Below are 20091 nucleotides of genomic sequence, written 5' to 3'. Positions count from 1 at the left end.
GTGCGGAGTGTGGCCTCAGGCCAGCTGATCCATCCGTTGCCACAGGCGGCTCGCCACCTTGCTGGCCTGCTGATAAATGGGTTCGACGTCAAAGGCGAACTCGCGATCCTGATAGACCATGCGCCCCTCCACCATCACGCTGTTGACCGAGGATGAGCCCATGCCAAAGGCGAGATGGCCGCCGAGGTTGCGCGGCGCCAGCGGGGTCGGTGCGGCGTAGTCGCAGATGGTGAGGTCGGCCTTGTAGCCCGGCTCCAGGCGGCCAAATTTGGCGCCGAAGTTGCGTTCCAGCAGGGTGTTGCCGTTCCAGAGGAAGCGGGCAAAGCTGTCGGGCCAGAGTGCTCCGCCGGCATCCTTGTGTTTGAAGTAGGCGAACTTGAGCTCTTCGAGCATGTCGGAGCCGATACCATCGGTGCCGAGCGCCAGATTGCGATACTCCGGCAGGTGCATGTTGTAGCCCACGTGGTTGTTCATGTTGGAGCGGGCGTTATGCACCAGGAAGGCATCACGGCTGTTGAGCAGCTCGATGTCAGCCGGGCTCAGGTAGATGCCGTGGGCGATCAGGGTCTTGCTGTCGATCAGGCCAAACGCATCCAACCGGGCGATGGGCTCCTTGCCATAGTGGTGGTGAGCATGGGCCATGTCGTAACGGTCTTCCGCCACATGGATATGCAGCCCGCGACCGGTGACCTGCAGCGCTTCGCGCAGCATGGCGAGCCCCTCGTCGGGCACGGTGAAGGGTGCGTGGGCACCGATATGGGCTTCCACCAGATAGGGCTCGCTCCCCTTGGCCTTGGCGGCATCAATGGCCTGCGCGAACAGGATGTTCTCCTCCACCCCGGCCTGCAGCTCGGCGAGGCCGCCGTTGCGATCCGTGGTCTCGAAGCAGGTCATGCCGCGCAGGCCCGCCTCCACAAACCCTTTGCGCAGCACATTCAGGGAGCCCTTGATGAAGTTGGGCGAGGCGTGGTGGTCGATCACCGCGCTGCAGCCGCTCTTGATCGCTTCCAGCGAGCAGATGAGGCCGCTGTAGTAGAGGGACTCCTCATCGAGCGCCCGATCGAGGCGCCACCAGAGGTTTTTCAGGGTGGAGATAAAGTCCGGGCAGGGGGCGATGTTGGCCATGATCCCCCGCGACAGGCCGGAGTAGAAGTGGTTGTGGGCACAGACGATGCCCGGCATCACCAGCTTGCCACCCATCTCCCGATAGTTGGCCTGCGGGTAGAGGGCCCGCAGATTGGGCCCCACCGCTTTGATAAGCGATCCTTCGATGGCGATATCCACCCCTTCCAGCACCAGGGTCGGTTCCAGCTGGAGGGCGGTGACGTTCTTCAGAATAAACATGATTGGCTCCTTCGCTTATTCGTTGTTCACTCAGGCCTCGACGGCCCCCAGCAGGTAGTGGTGGTGCGCATGGACATGGCTGATGATGCGGCACATGTCGCCAAGCGCCTCGGGCGCATCCTGGATCCGGCTCTGGGCGTCTATGGTCAGGCGATAGATCTCGCCATCCTGACGCACCCGCAGTTCGCCACCGTCAGCCAGATAGAAACCGGGGTTGCGGCTATTGTCGAAGTCCTCGGGCAGGCTGAAGATGGTGACCTTGTCCTGATAGGGCTTGCCCTGCCACGGGCAGAACTGGGCGCAGTTGCCGCACTCGTTGCAGTAGGCATCCAGGTGCAGGGTCTGGAATTGGTCCTTGAAGCCCGGCACCGCGATGGCGACGTTGGCCCGGTTGGGGCAGACATCCACGCACTTGCTGCAGAGGTAGTTGCACTCGAGGCAACGGTGCGCCTCTTGCGCCACGAAGGCCTCCCGCTCGCCCTTGTCCACCAGGGTGACGGCGATGTTTCCCTTGCGGCGGTAGATCTCGTCCTTGCCCGACGGCTGGATTGATACCTCGGGCTGACTGCCTGCGATATGCTCGCGAGAGAGCACCAGATCCGCGGCGCGGCGGGCACCGCCGATGGCACCGACGATGGAGGATGGGCCGCTCTGCACGTCACCAATCAAGAAGACGTTGCGACGGCTGGTTTCACCAGTCTGGCCATCCACCTTGGGCCAGCCATCGCTGCCAAGAGGAATGCCCATCGCTTTCAATACTTCGCAGTCAGGCTGCTCGCCGATGGCGGTGATCAGGGCATCCATCTGCATCACTTCGGTCTGCTCGGTGGGCACCGGACGGCGGCGGCCCTGTTCGTCAGGTTCCCCCAGCGCCATCATCCGAACTGTGAGCTTGCCATCTTTGTCAAAGCGCTCCGGATTGGTGAGGAAGCAAAAACGTACCCCGTCTTCCACCGCTTCCAGAACCTCCTCGCGATAGGCGGGCATCTCTTTCTCGCTACGGCGGTAGATCACGGTCACATCGCTGACACCTGGCACCTTGAGGGAGGCGCGGGCGCAGTCCATGGCGGTGTTGCCGGCGCCGATCACCGCCACATGGCGACCCAGCGGCAGCCGTTTGCCCTGATTGAAGCTGCGCAGGAAGTTAAAAGACTTGTAAATCCGCTCATGACCTCCTTCAAGGCGCATGCCGCCATTCTTGTCGGCGCCGATGCCGACGAAGACATAGGTAAAGCCCTGGGCGTGCAGCTTGTCGACGGTGAGCGCCGGATCGCAGCCAAACTCGAACTTGACCCCGTGGGCGGCGACAAAGTCGATGTCGTGCTGAATTAGCTCGGCCGGGATGCGGAACTCAGGGATGATGTGCTTGACCACGCCACCGGCATCCGCTTCGCGCTCGAACACGGTGACCGGGTGACCAGCGCGGGCCAGGAAGTAGCCGGCGGAGAGACCGGCCGGGCCGGCGCCAATGACCGCCACCGGGTGTTTGTCACCGCTGCCGGCCGGCTTGTGCCAGCGCGCCTTGTACCCTTCCCAGCCGCGCTCGAGGGCCACTTTTTTCAGCTCGCGGATATTGAGGGGGCTGTCGTAATCGAGACGGGTGCAGTTGTACTGGCACTGGTGATCGCAGATGTGGCCGGTGATGGCCGGCAGGGCGTTGCGCTGGTAAATCAGCTCAAGGGCCGCCACATACTCTCCCTCGCCCATCAGACGAATGTACTCGGGGATATCCTGATGCACGGCGCAGGCGGTGACGCAGGGCGCCACGTAGCAGTCGGTCAGCGGCAGGCCGCCGCCCACTTCGATGCGATCCTCGGACTTCCACTCCTTCTGGGTGTAATCCATGGTGAGCGCCTTGGCGGCCAGGGCCTCCAGCTTGGCGACATCCACCCGGGTCATGGCCCAGCTGTCGGACGCATCTATCTCTTTGAGACACTCCAGCTGGCGCAGGTAGCCACCGGGTTTGAGCAGATCGGTGGCCATGGTGATGGGGCGGATGCCGGTTTCGAAGATCTCGCAGATATTGAACTTGCTGGCACCGCCTGAGTAGGAGATGGGCAACTTGCCATCGAAGGCGCGCGACAATACGGCGGCCACATTGATGGAGAGCGGGAACAGCGCACGGCCGGACATATACATCTCATCACCCGGCAGCGCCCCCTTGCGGTTGATGGTGCCGAGGGTGTTGGTGAGCTTCACCCCGAAGGTGAGCCCCTTCTCGGCCCCCAGCGCCATCAAGCGGGTCAGCATCGCCTTGGCCTGATCCAGCTTGAGGTCGTGATCGAACGACGCTTCGCTCAGACCGATGTAATCAAAGCCGCAGGTATCGAGGATCTCGCGCACCCGCGGGTAACCCAGCAGGGTCGGGTTCAGTTTGACGAAGGTGTTGAGCCCCTTCTCTTCCAGCATGTAGCGGCAGATGGCCTCAATTTCGTTGGGCGGGCAGCCGTGCATGGTAGAGAGGGTGACGCCATGCACCAGCTTGGCCGGGATGCGATCCACCAGCTGTTGCAGGCGAGCGCGCCGCGCCCCCAGTCCCAGCTCGGCGATAAACTGCTCGTCGGCCACGAGGTCTCGCACCACCTGCTGGTACTCGGCAAATTTCGGATTACTTCTTGCATCCATCAGGCTATGGATGAACTGCTGCATCGGTGGCTGTTTGATGCCATCGAGGTTGTAACCCACGCTCATGTTGAAAATGAAGGACTTGGCCTCTCCGTCGAGGCGCGGGTCGAACACCTCCTCCAGCAGATAGAGGGCAAACCAGGCTTTCAGATACTCGTCAAACGCCTTGGGCAGGGTGAACTCGGTAGACCACTCGGTGTTGAAGCACTCGTCTTCAGCATCGATGCAGGGTTTTTCCAGTTCGAGACGGTCCAGGATCTGCACCGTCTTGAGCTCGATAAAGCGCCCGCCGGTCAGCCAGGAGGTAACGATGTTCTGGGCCAGCTGGGTATGGGGGCCGGCTGCCGGGCCTATGGGGGTCTCGCAGGTTTCACCGAACACCTTGATCTTGCGCTCGTCCTGCTTGCGATAGAATTGCGCGGCGGGAATGCCGAAGATGGATTGACTCGCTTTATATTCCGAGAAGATACGGACCAGAAGGTTCTTGAAGGGAACGGGTCGCATAATATCGCCCATGTTGATCTCCTTGCAGCGGCACTGCTCATTGACAGGGTGAATAAATGGGGCCCATCCATAACCACGCATAAAAAGCCCCTTGAAACTGACAAGAGCAACAATCAGGCCAGCGCCGGATCTTTTTATTTTTCAGCCATAAAAACGTGAGGCACCTCCAATTAATAAAACATCGAAAGCCGATACCAGTTTCGACAATGAGAGTGGCTATCAACACCGAATTTAAATAATGGAAACACCGCCCTCACGGCTAAAAATGATCTCACTTTGGCGCGGCGCGCTATCAGTTTGATAAAGAGCGAGGCCGCCGCCATTATCAGGCCGGCCAGGATGATAACGGCCGCTGTCGGCCCCTGATAACGGGTTAGACAAGGGGATAAATATGCAAAGCAAGGCCGGACAAACCCCTGCCAGACGACCAGTTCAGCGCTCGAATGCTTCGTTTGCCAGCAGCGCCTGATAACGCTCCGGGGTGTCCACATCCTGCAGGATGGCGGCGCTCTGCATCTCGATGAATCGATGGGGGTGCGCCAGCAGCCAGCGGCGCACCGAACCCTGTGCCGGCGCCGCCGCCAGCGCCCTGGCAAGGGCTCTGGGCAACAGCACGGGGTGGCCCGCCTCCCCCTGATAGGAGGGAAAGAGGGTCTCGTCCCCCCGTGCCTGCCAGAGCGTGCGGTACACCTCGGGGGGGATGCAGGGCAGATCGCCGTGGCTTATGAAGAGGTGATCGCTGCTACAGGCGGCGAGCCCCGCGCGGATGGAGCTGCCAAGCCCCTGTGCATAATCATGGTTGTGTACCAGCCGGATACGGGGGTGATTGGCGTAGCGGCTGATCAGCTCATCGGCGCGATGCCCCACCACCAGAATGACCCGGTCACACAGCACCAGGGCATTTTTGAGACTCTCATCAAGAATCGTGCTCTGGCGATACGGTAGCATCAATTTCCACGCGCCCATTCGTGATGAGAGGCCGGCCGCCGTAATTAGGCAGTCGCACCGCTCGCGCGAATGCCAGTGCTTCTCACTGACCGCGCCTCTATTTTCATCGGTCGTCGCCATGGCTATTTCATCACCCATTCTGCTCACCTCGCCAAATATCGAGAGTGTATTAAACCCGCTCACCGAAAATATTGATGGGCGTACCACTTTAATTAGTCTTTGCGGCGCCGGGGGGAAAACCAGCACCCTCTTCTGGCTGGCCGACTATTTCCATCAACAGGGCAAGAAGGTGCTGCTCACCACCAGCACCCGGATGTTTCTGCCCGCCCCCTCCCCTCGGCGCACCCTGCTGATCGAGGCCGACCCCATTCGTCAGCTGACCCGCTGCCAGGCACTGCCCGATAAACCGATGCAGCTGGTGCTGTTCAGCCACCTCGATCGGGCCAGCGGCAAGGCGGTGGGGCCGAGCCCCCAGCAGATCGATCTGCTCAAGGGGCAGCAACGCTTCGACATCATCCTGGTGGAGGCGGACGGCGCCCATCACAAGTTATTGAAAGCGCCCGCTTTGCACGAACCTTGCATTCCTCGGCACAGTGATTGGGTGATCGCCATGGTGGGCGGCGCCATGGTGGGCGCCAGCGCCGACCCGGCGCAGATCCACCGCTGGGCCGAGTTCCAGGCCCTGTGCGGGATTGCGGCAGGTGAGCCACTCGACTGGGCCCTGTTTGACCGGCTCATCGCCCACCCCGAGGGGGCGTTCAAGGGCACCCCGCCCGGGGCGCGCCGAGTCTGGTTTATCAATGGCGATTATCAAAATGAGCAGCAGTGGCTGCCCGCCCTGATAAACCTGCTGCAACGCCACCCCGAGCTCCACGCCATCTGGCAGGGGGCCGTGCGTGAACCCGGCGCCATTCACCATGTTTGCTGTCGGCCTGCCCCCGAAGCCGCGCAGTCGCTGACCCGTTAAGGATGATACGAGGTACCTTATGAATCTGTTTGCACACGCTGCCCGACTGGAGCAGGAGAACACCCCCTTTGCCATGGCCCAGATCATCGAGAGCCGGGGCTCCACCCCGCGCCATCAGGCCCAGATGCTGGTGATGGCCGATGGCCGGATCCTCGGCACCATAGGCGGCGGCATGATAGAGCGGCTGGTGATAGAAGAAGCGATGGCCGCCATTGCCGAGCGCAAACCGCGCATCTTCCACGGTCGGATGGCCCGCAACGGCGAACATGCTGTGGGCTCGGATTGCGGCGGCGCCATGTCGGTCTATATCGACGTCTACGGCCTGCGCCCACGTCTGGTATTGATCGGCGCCGGCCACGTCAACCGGGCACTGGCCCATGCCGCGGCGCCGCTCGGCTTTGATATCCATGTGGGGGATTGCTTCGAGGGGAGCCTCAGCCCAGATCGCTTCCCGGCCGGTACCCATCTGGTGCAGGCCGACACCATCAGCGCGGTGATCGAGGCGCTGGCCATCGAGCCCGCCAACTTCGTCATCATCGCCACCAACCACCAGGACAAGGAGGCGCTGGAGCGGCTCATCAGCCGTCCCCTCGCCTATCTGGGGCTGCTCGCCAGCAAGCGCAAGGTGCAGACCTTCACCCAGGCCCTGCGCCAGCAAGGGGTGAGCCAAGAGCAACTGCAGCGGCTGCACGCCCCCATCGGCTACAACATAGGTGCCGAAACCCCCGAGGAGATCGCCATCAGCATCCTCGCCGAGCTGCTGCAGGTGAAAAACGGTAAAGCGGGTGGTCTGATGCAGGATGACGTGCGCCTCAAGCGGGATCAGCTGGTGGTGATGCGTGGCTCCGGCGATATCGCCACCGGGGTGGCGCTGCGCCTCTACCATGCCGGTTTCAAGGTGGTGATGCTGGATCTCGACAAACCCACAGTGATCCGCCGCACCGTCGCCTTCGCCCAGGGGATGTTCGACGGTGAAACCCGCGTCGAAGGAGTGCGAGCCAAGCGGGTGGAGAGCGTCGAGCAGGCGTTCGAGCAGCTGGATCTGGGCGTCATACCGCTGCTGGTTGACCCCGACTGCGCCACCCTTGCCGAACTCAAGCCCCGCTATCTGGTGGATGCCATCCTCGCCAAGCAGAATCTCGGCACCCACAGGGAGATGGCCCCCATCACGGTGGCCCTTGGCCCGGGTTTTGAGGCGGGTCGCGACTGCGATGCGGTCATTGAGACCAACCGCGGCCACCATCTGGGCCGGGTCATCTATCAGGGCCCTGCCCAGCCCAATACCGGCATTCCCGGGGTGATCGAGGGGCACTCCGCCCGCCGGGTGGTACGCGCCCCTGTCGCCGGGGTGATGAAGAGCCTGATCAGGCTCGGCGATCTGGTGCAGGAGGGGGACGTGATCGCCCATGTGGGGGACGCCCCCATCATAGCGCCGCTCTCCGGCATGGTACGGGGATTGCTCAGCGATGGCATCGAGGTGACCGTCGGCTTCAAGATCGGTGACATCGACCCCAGGGGCGAGCGGGCCGATCCCACTACCGTCTCTGACAAGGCACGCGCCATCGGCGGCGCCGTGCTGGAGGCCATGATGCATCTGGCCCAGCGCAGATAAGAGAGTGTTCTTAAAACCAGAAGGGCCCGCCATGATGGCGGGCCCTTTTTATCTCTTTGCCGGCAATCGGCTTAGCCCTGCTTGACCCGGGTCTCCCCCACCACCGACACCACAGAGCGCTTGCCCTTGCGGCTGATAACGATGAGCGCCAGCACGATAAGGGCGATGCCGCTCCCTTCCACCGGCCCCGGGTTTTCCCCCAGCAGCCACCAGGAGAGCAGCACGCCGCTCACCGGCACCGCCAGGGTGCTGAGCCCGGCGATCCCCGCCGGCAGCTTTTTCAGCACGAACAACCAGAGGCTCCAGGCCAGCGCCGTGGCGAAGATGGCGCTGTAGGCGAGCGCACCAAATACATAGGGCTGCCAGTCGATGGGTCGCTCCGGCACCAGGGCCGCCACCAATGCCATCACCAGGGTGGCGTAGATCATCTGCCAGGTGGTGAGGGACATCAGATCCACCGCAGGGTGGCGAGCATACATCCGCTTGGCGATGATGGCGCTGATCCCCCAGCAGATGCCGGAGGCCATGCCCAGCAGCGCGCTCTTCATGGAATCCAGATGTAGCTGCCAGGGCTCGATCACCAACAGCAGGCCGCAGGCCGCCACCCCAACCGCCAGATAGTGGAGCTTGCGCATCCGTTCACCCAGAAAGAGCGCCGCGAAGATCACCACCCAGAACGGCATGGTGTAACTCAGAATGGCCACCTTGCCCGCCCCGCCGCTGATGAGCGCCCACTGGGCCAATCCCACCATGCCGCAGGTCTGGAACAGGGCGATGGCGAGGGTATAGCGAAACGGGGTGGGTTTGAGATAACGGCGGCCACGCAGGCACTGCACCAGCAGCAACACCAGGGATCCGCACAGGCAGCGCAGGGCGGTAAACTCGAACGCCCCCGCGTAGAGCATCACCTGCTTCATCACGATCCAGCTGTAACTCCAGATGGCGGTGAGCAGGACCAATCCCCCCAGCGCCGCCATGTTCAACTTGCTATTCATTGTGCTGCCTTGTTGCTGCGGCCGGTGCGTCCGCCATTCGGGGCGCCATCTTACTCCTCTGCCGTCCCCCTGCCCACCGCAGATAAGAGCTGGCCGGCCCATGCATCCCTCTGCCAACCCCCTGCACCAACCAACAGAAAGGGGGCCTACGGCCCCCAGGTTACAACCTTGCTCGCTCCTACTGGCTTATCAGGGTGCCGGTCTTGCCGGCAATGCCATCGGCGGCCTTCTCCAGCAGGGTGATCAGGGATTTGCGCCCCGCCATGGAGGTGGCGAACGAGAGCGCCGCCTCCACCTTGGGCAGCATGGAGCCTTTGGCAAACTGCCCCTGGGCGATAAAGCTGTTGGCATCGGCCACGCTCAGGGTATCGAGCCACTGCACCTCGGGCTTGCCGAAGTTGATGGCGACCTTCTCCACCGCGGTAAGGATGATCAGCATGTCGGCATCGATGAGCTCCGCCAGCCTGGCACTGGCCCAATCCTTGTCGATCACCGCGCTGGCACCGCGCAGGTGATTGCCCTCCCGCAGCACCGGAATGCCGCCGCCACCGACGGTGATCACCACCTGACCGGCGGCCAGCATGGCAGAGACGGTCTCTTTCTCGATGATATCGATGGGTTTGGGAGATGCCACCACCCGGCGATAGCCGCGACCGGCATCCTCTTTGAGCCGCTCGCCCCTGGCCATCAATACCTCGGCCTCCTCCTTGCTGAAGAAGCCGCCGATGGGCTTGCTCGGGTCGAGGAAGGCGGGATCCTTCTTGTCAACCTCCACCTGGGTCACCAGGGTGGCGACCGGCTTGTGGATGCCGCGCTCCAGCAAGGCCTCGCGCAGGGCGTTTTGCAGGTCATAACCGATATAACCCTGACTCAGGGCCACACAGACCGACATGGGCAGATGGGGCGCCTTGGGATCGTGGCGGGCCGCCACCTCGAACGCCTGCTGGATCATCCCCACCTGCGGGCCGTTGCCATGGGTCACCACCACCTCGTGCCCCTGGGCAATCAGGTCGGCAATGGTGCCCGCCGTGCTCTGCACCGCCTTCATCTGCTCGGGCAGGTTGTTGCCCAGCGCATTGCCACCAAGGGCCAGTACGATTCGCTGTTTCATCTTGTTATCTCCAGTGAGGGGACAAGCCGGCGCGATACCGGCCCACCTTTCGTTGTGCACATAAGCTTGCGGGTCAGCCTGTTTCGAACGGATTGTCAGCCTGCCACCACGGGGCAAGGCGAGTGCAGCTCCGGTGCCAAGGCCGGGTCAAAGGGCGCTCTGGCCAGAAAGCGGCCGTGACCGCGTTGCCCCAGAAACTCGCCATCGCGGGCGACGATCTCGCCGCGGCTCAGGGTCAGCCTGATCCGACCGGGGCAGCGCATTCCCTCGTAGGGGCTGTAGTCACCGTTGTCGTGTAGCGCGGCGTGACGGATCAGTGTCTCGCCACGGGGATCCATCACCACCAGATCGGCGTCAGACCCCAGTTGCAGGTTGCCCTTGCGCGGCCAGAGGCCAAACAGGCGCGCCGGGTTGGCGCTGGTGAGGGCCACGAAGCGCGACGGCGAGATGCGCCCGCCGAGCACTCCGTGGGCAAACAGCAGCAGCATCCGGTTTTCGACCCCAGGCAAGCCGTTGGGGCAGCGGCTGAAATCGCCGCCGGAGAGGGTCATGCGCTGGACGTGGGAGAAGTTGCAGTGATCGGTCGCCACCACGTCGATGTCGCCGGCAGCGATGCCGACCCACAGCTTGTCCTGCTCGCTACGCCCACGCAGCGGCGGACTCAGCAGATAGTCGACCCCGTTCTCCTTGTAATAACACTGCTCATCGAGCAGCAAGTATTGCGGGCAGGTCTCCACCCAGACCGGCTGCCCCTGACGGCGCGCCAGCTTGAGGTACTCCAGCCCCAAGCCATTGGAGAGATGGACGATATAGAGCGGCGCATTGCCCGCGAGCCCCGCCAGATTGATCATCCGGGCGATGGCCTCCGCCTCGCACTCCAGTGGGCGGCTTTGCGGGTGATACCAGGGTTCACAGTGGCCGGCGGCCAGCAGGGCCGCACGGCGCGCCGCGATGGCGGCATCGTTCTCGGGGTGGACGGTGGCAAGCGCCCCCACCTCCTTGAGGCGGGCCAGGGCGCGCAGCACGTCGTGATCACCCAGCTTGTACTGGTAGGTGAGATAGAGCTTGAAGCTGCTGATCCCCTCCTCCTGCACCATGGCGGTCATCTCGTGGAGGATGGCATCATCCACATGCTGGACAACCCCGTGAAAGCTGTAATCGACCACCGCCTGTGTGGCGGCATAGTCGTGATAGCGGGCCAGCTGGTGATGCAGGTTGCACCCCGCCGGGCCAAATCCCATGTGATCGACGATGGTGGTGGTGCCACCACAGGCGGCGGCACGGGTACCGCTGAAAAAGTCATCGCAACTGCGGGCAATGCCGACATCTATGTTGAAGTGGGTATGGACGTCGATCCCCCCCGGCATCACGTAGCAGCCACTGGCATCGATCAGCTCGGTCTCGCCATCGGGCTCGATAGCGGCGGCGCGCTCAAGGATCACCCCGTTTTCGATCAGCAGATCCTGACGATATTCACCCTGTGCATCGACCAGCACACCGTTCTTGATCAGCCGTTTCATCCCCACCACCTCGAACATCCGATCGCTTCAAACAGCAAGGCCCCGCCTCAACACAGACGGGGCACTTGCCACACTTGCCACAGCCGGGCGGCGATGGCAGTCACCGCCCGGCAGACCCCTTACTTGTCCAGCTCGGCCAGATAGAGCATGGGGATCACGGCGTACATGGCGGCGCACTTGACCAGATGCTCCTTCCAGGTCTTCTCGTTCGGCGCGTGGGCCTCCGGCTCTTTACCCGGGCCAAAGCCGATGACCGGGATGCCGTGACGACCCATGATGGAGACCCCATTGGTCGAGAAGGTCCACTTGTCCACCACCGGCGCCTTGTTGAACAGCTGGGTGTACGCCTTGGAGAGGGTTTTGACGGTGATGTGATCCTCTTCCACCTTCCAGGTCGGGAAGTAGCACTCGGTCGGGTAGACCAAGCCGGTGTAGGCCGGACGGTCGTACTGGTACATGGAGACCTCGGCACCGGCGGCTTGCACCGCAGGCAGGGCGCGGATCTCGTCGAGCGCCCCTTGCCAGGTCTCGCCCCAGGTGAGACGGCGGTCGATGGAGACGGCGCAGCTGTCCGCCACGGCGCAGCGGCTTGGCGAAGTGAATAAGATCTCGGAGACGGTCAGGGTGCCCTTGCCGAGGAAGTCGTCATGGCCGAGGTTGTGGCTGAGTTCCTGCAATTCGCCGAGGATAGGGCCCATCTTGAAGATGGCGTTGTCACCGCGCTCCGGCGCGGAGCCGTGGCAGCTGACCCCCTGCACCTCGACGCGGATCTCCATACGACCACGCTGGCCACGGTAGATCTGGCAGTCGGTCGGTTCGGTACTGACCACGAACTCGGGGCGGATCTTGCTCTGCTCGATGATGTACTGCCAGCAGAGGCCGTCGCAGTCCTCCTCCTGCACGGTGCCGGTCACCAGCAGGGTGTACTCGTCTTCCAGCCCCAGATCCTTGATGATCTTGCCGGCGTAGACCATGGAGGCCATGCCCCCTTCCTGATCGGAGGCGCCGCGACCGCCGATGATCTCGTGATCTTCCATCCCCTCATAGGGATCGAAGGTCCAGTTGGCCATGTTGCCGACCCCCACGGTATCGATGTGGGCATCCATGGCGATCAGGTGCGGGCCGTGGCCGATATAGCCCAGCACGTTGCCCATGGGGTCGATCTCGACCTTGTCGAAGCCGACCTTCTCCATCTCCTGCTTGATGCGCAGCACCACCCGCTCCTCATCGCAGCTCTCACTCGGGATGGCGATCATGTCGCGCAGGAACTGAGTCATCTCGGCCTTGTACTGGTAGGCCTTCTCCAACACCATTTCAAACGGAATTTGCTTGCTCATTGTGATTCTCCATAACCAACCTGGGGTGCGGGAGTGCGCCTCCCGCCCGCTACTCGTCATGGCACCCGCCGGGTACCATCCTGTTTCAATTCGTGCCTCTTTCATTTGCAGGCGGGATTACCCGCAGGCAGGGTGCTTGCCTTCCCACACCACTTCCCGGTAATGGGCCACGTCGGTGTCCCCTTCGGTGTTGATCACCAGCACCACCGACTGCTCATCCAGCCCCAGCCGGGCCATCAGCGCCGCGCGATCCGGGTGGTGGCGCACCGCCGCCAGCACACCGGTACCGACCGAACCGGATTCGCCGGAGATGATGCGAGGGTCATTGCCAAGGGGGTTGCCGAGCACCCGCATGCCGAGCGCCGACACCTTGTCATGGCAGGAGATGAACTGGGTGGTGCAGCCACGCAGCACCGGCCAGCCGAGGGGATTGGGTTCGCCGCAGGCGAGACCGGCCATGATGGTGCGCATGTCGCCCCCCACGTTGACCATCTCCCCCGCCACGCCGGAGCGGTAGATGCAGTCGGCCTGATCCGGCTCGACGACTATGCTGTGCAGGTTCTTCGCCCCGAAGCAGTCCACCAGATAACCGAGCACGCCGCCCGCCAGCGCCCCGACCCCGGCCTGCAGCAGCACGTGGGTGGGCTGCTTGATGCCCATGGCCTGCATCTGCTCGACCGCTTCGTCGGCCAGGGTGGCGTAGCCCTGCATGATCCAGGTCGGGATCCTGGTGTAACCCTCCCAGGCGGTGTCCTGCACTATGTACCAGCCGCGCTCCTCGGCCATCTTCATGGTCAGGCGCACGGTATCGTCGTAGTTCATGTCGGTGACGATGCACTCGGCCCCCAGCGCCAGGATGTGGTCCACTCGCTCTTGCGCAGAGCCCTTGGGCATGTAGACCACCGCATGCTGACCCACCTGCTTGGCGGCCCAGGCGACGCCACGACCGTGGTTGCCATCTGTGGTGGTGGCGAAGGTCATCGGCTCCTTGATGGTGCGCTTGATGAGATCGAAGGTGAAATCCTCGACCGCCACCCCGTATTTTTCACAGAGCAGGTTGGCGATGGCGTAGACCCCACCCAGCATCTTGAAGGCGTTGAGGCCAAAGCGTTTGGACTCATCCTTCACCAGGATGTTCTTCACCCCGATATAGCCAGCGAGCGCCTTCAGATCGCACAGGGGGGTGGGCTCATAACCGGCCAGTTTTTTATGAAAGGCGCGGGCCTTTTGCGCCTCGGCACAGGAAAACAGGGGCAGCGACTCACCGGTAAAGAAACGGTTATCGGCAATTTCCATCTTCAGGGAAAATTGGGACATGAATACCTCGCAAAGAGTCATCTCGCCGGGGATCATCGAGTGAAAAGCGCCCCGGGGAGAGAACCCGTGACAATCATTGCGTGATGACGACGGCCGGACGGGACTTATTTCCCGCCCGGCCAAGCCATTATTTGACGCGTTTTTGCGCCTCTTTTATCAAGCCTTCGAGGGCGGCACCCGGTGCCGAGAATTTACGGGCGACAATCATGGCGGCGATAATATAGGGCTTCCAGCTCGCCTCTTTGTAGGTGGCGATCCGGTATTTCTCGAATACCCCTTCACTCACTTCCCCTTCCTTGCAGGAGACGCCGGAAATATCCGCCGGCAGGCAGTGCATATAGAGCGCCTCGCCCCCCTTGGTGAGGGCCATCATCTCTTCGGTGCAGTGCCAATCCTTGTGCTTGGCGTTCTGCGCCAGGCAATACTGCTCCAGCTCCTTGAGGCCGGCGTGGTCGTTGGCCCGCAGCAGCTCGGTGCGCTGCTCCATCACCTGATAGGGCGCCCAGGACTTGGGATAGACGATGTCGGCATCCTTGAACGCCTCTGCCATGGAGGTGACCTGGCGGAAACTGCCACCGGAGGCCTTGGCATTCTCCTTGGCCACTTCGATCACGTCCGGGATCAGGTCATACCCCTCCGGGTGGGCCAGGGTCACATCCATGCCAAAACGGGTCATCAGGCCGATGATGCCTTGCGGCACGGAGAGCGGCTTGCCGTAGCTCGGCGAGTAGGCCCAGGTCATGGCAATCTTCTTGCCCTTGAGGTTCTCCAGGCTGCCGAAGTGCTCCTGCAACCAGGCGAGATCAGCCATGGACTGGGTCGGGTGATCAATGTCGCACTGCAGGTTGACCAGCGCCGGGCGCTGGGGCAGCACTCCCTTCTCGAACCCTTCGTCAAGCGCGGCGCCCACTTCACGCATGTAGGCGTTGCCGGCCCCCAGGTACATGTCGTCGCGAATGCCGATGGCATCGGCGCAGAAGGAGATCATGTTGGCGGTTTCACGGACGGTCTCGCCGTGGGCAATCTGGGACTTGCCTTCATCCAGATCCTGCTGGGTCAGGCCGAGCAGGTTGAGGGCGGAGGCGTAGGAGAAACGGGTACGGGTGGAGTTGTCACGAAACACCGAGATGCCAAGACCGGTATTGAACAGCTTGGTGGCGATGTTTTCGGCGCGCAGTCCCTTGAGGGCCTCGGCCAGTTTGAGCACCAGCGCCAGCTCCTGAGGGGTCTGCTCCCAGGTCAGCAGGAAGTCTTTTTCATGCAGGTTGGACTTGAGTTCATTGATCTCTTTGATTAACTGGTTCACTGCTTTCATCGTTAGCCCCAATCTGTTGATGAGAAATGCATTGCTCCCCTTCCACTCACAGGTCACCGAAACAAGGGCCATTGGGTGAGTTCATCGGTCAGCGTCAAATAAGGGCAATCAATAAGCGTGCCAACGCATAAATAAGCGGGAAATAACCAGAAAAGGATTCTTGAATGTGAGCCGGCGCACAGCCTGAGGCTATATGGCGCCCCGCCAAGGCAGGTGAGATATCTTATTTTCAAGCTGATGGCTGAACGCTGCTGAAATAGCGCGAGAATAGGGTGAGAGGAGACCAAGCCGGCCCTGATAATTATCAGTCCGGCTATCACCGACACCTGCCAATTGATAGAAAGCGGGGCCACATTCTCATAATGATAACGCCGCGATTGTCGGTCGCGGCGCGGTGAAGCGGGGCCGCCAGGCGACCCGCTGCGGGCTCAGGCCTGCACGGCTATCTCGTACTTCTTTATCTTGCGATAGAGGGTGGCGATGCCGATCCCGAGTGCCTGAGCGGCCAGCTTCTTGTTGCCAAGGCGCTGCAGGGTCTCCTCTATCATCTGCTTTTCCATGTTCTCCAGCCCGTTTTCGCCAAGTGGCAGCGCCAACCCGCGCTCGACCTGGCCGGCGGCCGGCTCTGGCTGGCTTGCCTCTGGCAATGACCAGGGCGCCCCCGTAGCCGATGCAGGGTTGCCAGCGGCAGGGCTGAGCGCAGGGTCGGCCAGCACGCCATGGGAATAAGGGCCGGGCGAGTGCGGCATGGGCGCGATTTGCGCCGTGCTCCGAGGCGGCTCGTCCGCCCCACTACGCTGGTTGCGCAGGATATTGGGGGGCAGCAGGATGCTCTCGATCACCTCCCCCGCCTGCACCACGTTCACCAGGTACTCGATGAGGTTGCTGAGCTCGCGCACGTTGCCGGGCCAACGGTAGCCCTCGAGCAGTGCCATCACCTCCGGGCTCAGCCCCGGATACAGCAGGCCGATGCGGCTGGTGTGCAGGTTGAGGAAGTAGTGGGTCAGCAGCGCCACGTCCCCCTCCCGCTCACGCAGGGGCGGCAGGTGGATGGGAATGACGTTGAGGCGATAGAAGAGATCCTCGCGAAACTTGCCCTCGGCGATGTACTGCTCCAGATGCTGATGGGTCGCGGCTATGATGCGAATGTCCACCGGCACCGGCCGGCTGGCGCCGATGGGGGTCACCTCCCGCAGCTCCAGCACTCGCAGCAGCTTGGCCTGCATGGTGAGCGGCATGTCCCCTATCTCGTCGAGAAACAGAGTGCCCTGCTGGGCAGCCTGGATCAGCCCCTGCTTGCCGGTGCTGGAGGCCCCGGTGAAGGCCCCCTTCACGTAGCCAAACAGCTCGCTCTCGAGCAGCTGCTCGGGGATGGCGGCGCAGTTGATGGCGATGAAGGGCTTGTCGCGGCGCGGGCTGAGTCGGTGGATGGCGCGGGCCACCACCTCCTTGCCGGTGCCGCTCTCGCCGCACACCAGCACGCTGGAGGGGCTCAGGGCGATGCGATGGAGCAGCTTTTTCAGGGCCCGCATCGGCTTGCTCTCCCCGATCAGCATGCTGACTCCCTCGTCGGGTTCCAGCGGCGGGTTCGGCGTGCCATGGGACTGGTGAAATGCCATCAGAAACAGCTGCTGGCCTTGTACGTGGTGCAGCTGGCCGATGATCAGCTCCTGGCGATCCCCCAGGGTGACGATGTGCTGCAGGTGGCCGGTCAACCCCTGCTGGGCAAAGGTGAGCGGCCGCAGCCCTATCTCGCAGCCCAGCAGCGCCTCCTGCTGGCAGTTGAGCTGCTTGAGCGCGACCTCGTTGGCGTAGAGCAGCTGGCTCTTCTCGTCGAGCAGCAGGCAGCCCTGATCCATGTGGTTCATCAGGCTGAGGAAGACCTTGTTGACCCCGTCCGACAGGCCGCGCGAGTCGAGCAGCTTGGCCACGAAGATGCTGGAGATGTGCTGCACATAATCGCACACCTCCTGCAGGTTGTTGTTGAGGCGGGCCTGCTGCTCCGGATTGAAGGCCACCAGGCTGATCACCCCGATGCAGTTCTCCTCCACCATGATGGGCACCCCGAGAAAGGCCCGCTCCCGGCAGCTCTCCTTGCAGCTGCACCCCTCGCAGACCGGATCATCGCTGGTGTGGGTGACGATCTTCTCGCGCTGATGCTCGATGACGTAGCGCAACAGGCGGGAGTCCCCCTCCAGCTGGCGACCGAAGAACTTGCCGTAAGGGCCGGTTCCCGCCACCCGCACCATGTTGGCGTCCACGATTTCCACTTCCAGTTGCAGCACGCTGGCCAGCATCTTGGCAAAGCGCAAAATGGTGGGCTGGATCTGCATCAACAAACATTGGTTACTGACGGACATCATGTTGTAAATCCCCTGGCTCCCACCCTGGGTGGGATTCATGCTGGCCAGATACTATGCCAATTCGACAGCAACGACTTCGCCGAGGATCACGAAAAGGGAACTTGCACCCGCCCCGCTCCCCGGAGTGAGAGCTGGCGCAGAGTGGGGAAGATAAAAGCCAAGGAGCAGGCCACGGACATCATCTGGGGTGCGCGAAAACGGTGAGAACAGCCGGATCAACTGCCCAGATGCAGGGCCAGCCAGACTGCCAGCGGGATCACCAGGACCGAGAGCGCATTGCCACCGAGCACGATACTGGCCACCTTCTCGGGCTGGCACTGGTACTGCTCGCACAGCATGTAGTTGAGCACCGCCGGCGGCAGCGCGACCGACAGCATCAGGAGCGGGACCCAGGCCGGTTGCAGCGGCAGCAGCCAGACCGCCAGACCCAGGGAGATGCCGCCGGCCAGCAGATAGAGCAGGTTGCACTTGAGGGCGAGCCCCAGGTGATCCAGCTCCCCTTCCATCAGCCGGATGCCGAGGGCAAACAGCATCAAGGGCACCGAGATCTGGCCGAGCAGCGAGGCGCTGGTCACCAGGTACTCGGGCAGCGGAATGTGCAGATTGGCCACCAGCAGGCCCGCCAAGGCGGCCCACAGCACAGGGCTTTTCAGCCAGAGCCAGCGGGAGGTGTTGGCCGAGAGGATGAACATGCCCACCGAGAAGTGGAGCAGGTTGGAGAGCACGAAGAGGATGATGATGGCGCCCAGCTGCTGCTCGCCGAAGGCCAGCACCATCAGCGGAATGCCGAGGTTGCCGGTGTTGCGAAACATGGCGGGCAGGATCAGGGCCGGTCGGCTGATGCTGCTAAGCCTGAGCAGGGAGAGCAGCAGCCCCGGCAGCAGGATCACCAGGGCCCCCGCCGCGATGAGCGAGAGGTGGGCCATCAGATCCAGCGGGTATTTGACCAGCGCCGAGAACACCAGCGCGGGGGTAAACAGCTCGATATTGGCCCGATTGACATAGCCCAGCGCGCCGCCCGGACGCAACCGGCCGTAGAGGGCGCCAAGCCCCACCACCGCAAACACCGGAATGACGATATTGAGCAGCGCGCTGAACATGGGCGAGTCCTTTACAGTTCGCGGGCGGGGGTTCCCATCAGCAGCACGGGATCCAGGGTCACTTCCTGGCGACCGTTGCTCACCCAGAGCTGGCCGTCGGAGATGGTACAGGTGAGCTGCATGGTGCGCTCCACCATCTCGGTCAGCGGCAGGGTCTGGCTGTCGGAGAGCTCAATCACGGTGAGGTTGTCGTGCAGGCTGAGCTTGCCCTGGTTCTGCTTCCACCAGACGCTGGTGCCACGGCCGCCGTAGAGGTAGAGCACCACATGGCGGGAGCGATTGCACGCCTTCTTGAGACGGCGCTCGTCGGGCTGGCCGAGCTCTACCCAGAGTTCAATCTCGTCGGAATAGTTCTTGCGCCAGAGCTCGGGCTCATCATCGGCAGAGAGTCCCTTGGTGAACTCCAGTCGCTCGGCGGCGTGCCAGGCGAAGGCCGCCAGCCGGATCATCATCCGCTCGTCGGTCTCGGAGGGGTGACGGGCCAGGGTGAGAGAGAAGTCCTGATAGAGATTGCGATCCATGTCGGACAGGCTGAGCTGAGCCTTGAATACGGTTGCCTTGAGAGCCATAGAAAACCTTGAATACCTTGGGAAGCGGGCCGAAACGAAAAACTGCGCGCCAGTGTAATCAAAATCGGCGGCAGGTTCGACCTCAAGCAGCACACATTTGGCCCGGCTCGTGCAGATAACGGCCTGCCAAGGCTCAAAAAACAAATGCCAGTCCGAAGACTGGCATTTGGCGGTATGAACGAAAGAAGCGGATCACTTCTCGGCGGACTTGACCCCGAAGGCATTGAGCAGCAAGCAGCAGGTCACTGCCACCGCTACAAACCCGCTCAGGAAGATAAAGGGCATGGCCCCGTATCCCAATACAGTCCAGATGGTTTGTTCAAGCAGACTCATTATGTGTCCTTCATCCAGTGAAATGGGTGTCCCTTTCGTGACGGGGTTATTCCCCGTTCCTGATGATGCTATTTGACCCCAACCAGCGCCTGAGTCCTATGCCACCAAAGTAATAAATAGGGGGCTACTTT

Annotated in this window: 15 protein-coding genes; 2 read left to right on the top strand and 13 right to left on the bottom strand. The window is 62.4% G+C overall.

Features of this window, described 5'->3' with window-relative positions; genetic code table 11:
- Window positions 1-15: 15 nt before the first annotated feature.
- From ssnA to mocA, 3 genes are all read right to left on the bottom strand, one after another.
- Window positions 16-1344, bottom strand: coding sequence for a putative aminohydrolase SsnA (gene ssnA, locus BN1143_RS19075; RefSeq protein ID WP_042051738.1), 1329 nt, complete (start codon window positions 1342-1344; stop codon window positions 16-18).
- 30 nt (window positions 1345-1374) lie between these two features.
- Complete coding sequence (gene ygfK, locus BN1143_RS19070) at window positions 1375-4485, bottom strand: putative selenate reductase subunit YgfK (protein ID WP_042051737.1); 3111 nt, start codon at window positions 4483-4485, stop codon at window positions 1375-1377.
- Window positions 4486-4905: 420 nt separating this feature from the next.
- On the bottom strand, window positions 4906-5541 hold the full coding sequence (gene mocA, locus BN1143_RS19065; protein WP_226009926.1) for a molybdenum cofactor cytidylyltransferase: 636 nt from the start codon (window positions 5539-5541) through the stop codon (window positions 4906-4908).
- Here mocA and yqeC point away from each other — a divergent pair.
- Together yqeC and yqeB are read left to right on the top strand one after the other, a co-directional pair.
- Window positions 5540-6388, top strand: a complete 849-nt coding sequence (gene yqeC, locus BN1143_RS19060; protein ID WP_042051736.1) for a selenium cofactor biosynthesis protein YqeC — start codon at window positions 5540-5542, stop codon at window positions 6386-6388. The genes mocA and yqeC overlap by 2 nt on opposite strands.
- A 19-nt stretch (window positions 6389-6407) precedes the next feature.
- Complete coding sequence (yqeB, locus tag BN1143_RS19055) at window positions 6408-8000, top strand: selenium-dependent molybdenum cofactor biosynthesis protein YqeB (RefSeq protein ID WP_042051735.1); 1593 nt, start codon at window positions 6408-6410, stop codon at window positions 7998-8000.
- Window positions 8001-8071: 71 nt separating this feature from the next.
- On the opposite strand, the gene BN1143_RS19050 is transcribed toward yqeB, so the two are convergent.
- From BN1143_RS19050 to BN1143_RS22210, 10 genes are all read right to left on the bottom strand, one after another.
- Window positions 8072-8995 (bottom strand): DMT family transporter, encoded by a 924-nt coding sequence (locus tag BN1143_RS19050; RefSeq protein WP_005301161.1) that lies wholly within the window; start codon window positions 8993-8995, stop codon window positions 8072-8074.
- A 178-nt stretch (window positions 8996-9173) separates the two neighbouring features.
- A complete protein-coding gene (gene arcC, locus BN1143_RS19045; RefSeq protein ID WP_017764418.1) occupies window positions 9174-10106 on the bottom strand; it encodes a carbamate kinase in 933 nt (310 codons plus the stop codon).
- Window positions 10107-10201: 95 nt separating this feature from the next.
- Window positions 10202-11626, bottom strand: a complete 1425-nt coding sequence (hydA, locus tag BN1143_RS19040; RefSeq protein ID WP_042051865.1) for a dihydropyrimidinase — start codon at window positions 11624-11626, stop codon at window positions 10202-10204.
- A 119-nt stretch (window positions 11627-11745) separates the two neighbouring features.
- Window positions 11746-12963: a YgeY family selenium metabolism-linked hydrolase gene (locus BN1143_RS19035; protein WP_042051734.1), complete on the bottom strand. Its 1218-nt coding sequence runs from the start codon at window positions 12961-12963 to the stop codon at window positions 11746-11748.
- A 117-nt stretch (window positions 12964-13080) separates the two neighbouring features.
- Entirely contained in the window at window positions 13081-14280 is a 1200-nt protein-coding gene (gene dpaL, locus BN1143_RS19030) for a diaminopropionate ammonia-lyase (protein WP_042051732.1), read from the bottom strand.
- A 127-nt stretch (window positions 14281-14407) separates the two neighbouring features.
- Window positions 14408-15595: a knotted carbamoyltransferase YgeW gene (ygeW, locus tag BN1143_RS19025; protein ID WP_042051731.1), complete on the bottom strand. Its 1188-nt coding sequence runs from the start codon at window positions 15593-15595 to the stop codon at window positions 14408-14410.
- Window positions 15596-16023: 428 nt separating this feature from the next.
- Window positions 16024-17958, bottom strand: a complete 1935-nt coding sequence (locus BN1143_RS19020; RefSeq protein ID WP_042051730.1) for a sigma 54-interacting transcriptional regulator — start codon at window positions 17956-17958, stop codon at window positions 16024-16026.
- A gap of 215 nt (window positions 17959-18173) precedes the next feature.
- Window positions 18174-19058 carry an AEC family transporter gene (locus BN1143_RS19015; RefSeq protein ID WP_042051728.1) on the bottom strand — a complete coding sequence of 295 codons (885 nt, stop codon included), beginning with the start codon at window positions 19056-19058 and terminating at the stop codon, window positions 18174-18176.
- A gap of 11 nt (window positions 19059-19069) precedes the next feature.
- Window positions 19070-19627, bottom strand: coding sequence for a YaeQ family protein (locus BN1143_RS19010; protein WP_005301189.1), 558 nt, complete (start codon window positions 19625-19627; stop codon window positions 19070-19072).
- Between the two features lie 192 nt (window positions 19628-19819).
- On the bottom strand, window positions 19820-19960 hold the full coding sequence (locus tag BN1143_RS22210; protein ID WP_005301193.1) for a TIGR02808 family protein: 141 nt from the start codon (window positions 19958-19960) through the stop codon (window positions 19820-19822).
- Window positions 19961-20091: the final 131 nt, after the last annotated feature.

The sequence above is a fragment of the Aeromonas dhakensis genome (genome assembly GCF_000820305.1).
Lineage (GTDB): Bacteria > Pseudomonadota > Gammaproteobacteria > Enterobacterales > Aeromonadaceae > Aeromonas > Aeromonas dhakensis.
The sequence above is the reverse complement of the archived record's forward strand: the minus strand, read 5'-3'. Positions and strand labels throughout refer to the sequence as shown.